We start from the raw sequence: 1,923 nt of genomic DNA, 5'->3' as shown, positions 1-1,923 counted from the left end.
ACGGTGGGTTTCTTGCCCGCGTTAACCGGGTCCTTATCCACATCAAAACGAAAGGTCTGTGTCAATGTCGCCGTCAGATCGCCACCGGCACTGAGTTTACTGAGGCTATTCCCCTGACGGTCTTTTATCGCTTGCATTGAAAAATTGTTGCCAGTCAGGGTGAGATTTTGCGCCGCGCTTAACTCGCCCACATTGTTTATCTCATCAGCGGTAATGCGGTTGTTTTTACCCGCGGTAATCACCGGGTGACTTTGCCCGGTCGGGTTGACGTTATCCAGTTTGGTGGCTTTAAGGGTGATATCTCCCCCCGCCCGGATTTGGCCCTGATTGTGGAGGGTATCGGTGGTTAACGTCAGATGCTGACCCGCTTGCACGTGGCTTTGTGGGGTTGTTTCAATGGCCTTGCTGTTGATGCGGATATCTGTCCCGGCGTGTACTTCCCCCAGGATAATTTTCCCCTCCGCAGTCAAACGGATATCGTCCTGGCTGGCGGTCAGGTGGGTGAGATTCACGCCCACCCCGGCTTCGGTCGCCACCAGCCGGATTTTATGGGCATACATGCCGCCCAGCGCTTTGGTATCAATGGCTAATTGCGGTTTAGTGCCTTCTCCAGTGAGAGGGGTAACCGTGCCGTCTTTCCGGTTGATGCGATTGGCACCCTGCGTCAGCGACAGGTTATTCGCCTGAATTTTTCCATTCAACACCGTCGCCCGGCTGATGATATCGACGTAATCCGTCGCCTTGCCGTCCAGTCCTTTGCCGCCAATGGTAATCTGGCCTTGCTGCACTTCGAGTGCTTCCAACGCCCCCTGTTTGTCAAACTGGGGTTTCCCGGTGGTCAGGGTGGCACCGGCAGTATTGATAAAGCCACAACCATCACAGGTGATGCCGTTGGGGTTGGCAATCATCACATTGGCTTTATTGCCGACAATTTCCAACTGACCTTGCAGCTCAGAGCGTCCGCTACCGGTGACTTCATTGATAATCAGTTCCGCCGCCGGGCCTTTCAGGTTCGGGTTGGCGTTAAGTTGCCCGGCCAGTTGTGATTGCACCGCCTGAGTGGCGTTATTGAGCACGGCACCCTGAGTAGCGACGTTAAACTCTTGATAGGTGTTGTGAGATATCCCCGCGTTATTCGGGGTGGCGATATTCACCACCGGGACATTACCCTGATGTTGTACCTGTGTTTGGCTGTTATCCGGCGTTATCCCAGCCGCCATAGCGGGATGAAGCGGATAGACCGCAATCAAGTAAATTAAAAGATAACCCGTGGCCCTGACCATCGGGGTGTTGCGTTTATCCATCGTACTTTTCCTTTTTCTACGTTAAGTGTGACAAAGTCAGTGATGCTGACTAAATTGTGACGCAGCGCTGCCCATTGTTGTTGAGCTTGCTGCAACAAGGTTTTTTGTTGTTGCGTGATCGTTTCTTGATCCGCAGAGCTGACAGGAATTGAGGCTTGTGTCAGTGCGGAAATTGCCGGCAGGGTAAGTGCTGCCAGGTTTTGGTGATAAAACGGTAATCTTTCCATAGAGAATATTGATAATTTGATAGTGACATAATTAAACTATTCTAATGTGGAATTATTTATCTGTCTGAATGGATAGTATAAAATGTGATCAAGATCGAGTTCTTTAATCCTGATAATGGGGAATGTGATGTATTAAATGCTGAAAAGTGGCGATAAGGCTGGAGATGTTAAATGGTGATGGAGTAAAGGAGAAGAATCACCCTGGTATTATTAGCTGTATTCAATGGGAGAGATTATTAATATCTGTCTATTTGGTTGTTTTTTTGCTCAGAGTGGAATCTCGCCCTGATGTGAAGATAAATATCATATTAAAAAGGGGTTTATATATAATTAATTTTTTCTTTAATTCATGTAAATATTGTTGTTTCTAAGGTGGTTATGATCTATTTTTT

General features: G+C 48.2%; 2 protein-coding genes. Both read right to left on the bottom strand.

The window, feature by feature from the left end:
- Nucleotides 1–1,304, bottom strand: a 1,304-nt coding sequence (locus ACGF7G_RS22150) for a filamentous hemagglutinin N-terminal domain-containing protein (RefSeq protein WP_387468432.1), incomplete at its 3' end; no start/stop codon positions are given.
- The gene (locus tag ACGF7G_RS22145) at nucleotides 1,256–1,531 is read right to left on the bottom strand and encodes a hypothetical protein (protein ID WP_387468430.1); all 276 of its coding nucleotides are present in this window, start codon (nucleotides 1,529–1,531) and stop codon (nucleotides 1,256–1,258) included. The genes ACGF7G_RS22150 and ACGF7G_RS22145, both read right to left, overlap by 49 nt.
- Between the last annotated feature and the right edge of the window lie 392 nt (nucleotides 1,532–1,923).

Origin of the sequence: Photorhabdus sp. RM323S (assembly GCF_042879375.1) — a bacterium.
GTDB lineage: Bacteria > Pseudomonadota > Gammaproteobacteria > Enterobacterales > Enterobacteriaceae > Photorhabdus > Photorhabdus tasmaniensis.
This window is presented reverse-complemented; position numbering and strand designations above follow the sequence as displayed.

Bases quoted from the DNA above. Each gene is read 5' to 3' on its own strand.
- ACGF7G_RS22145 (WP_387468430.1), bottom strand. From the start codon at position 1,531: ATGGAAAGATTACCGTTTTATCACCAAAACCTGGCAGCACTTACCCTG.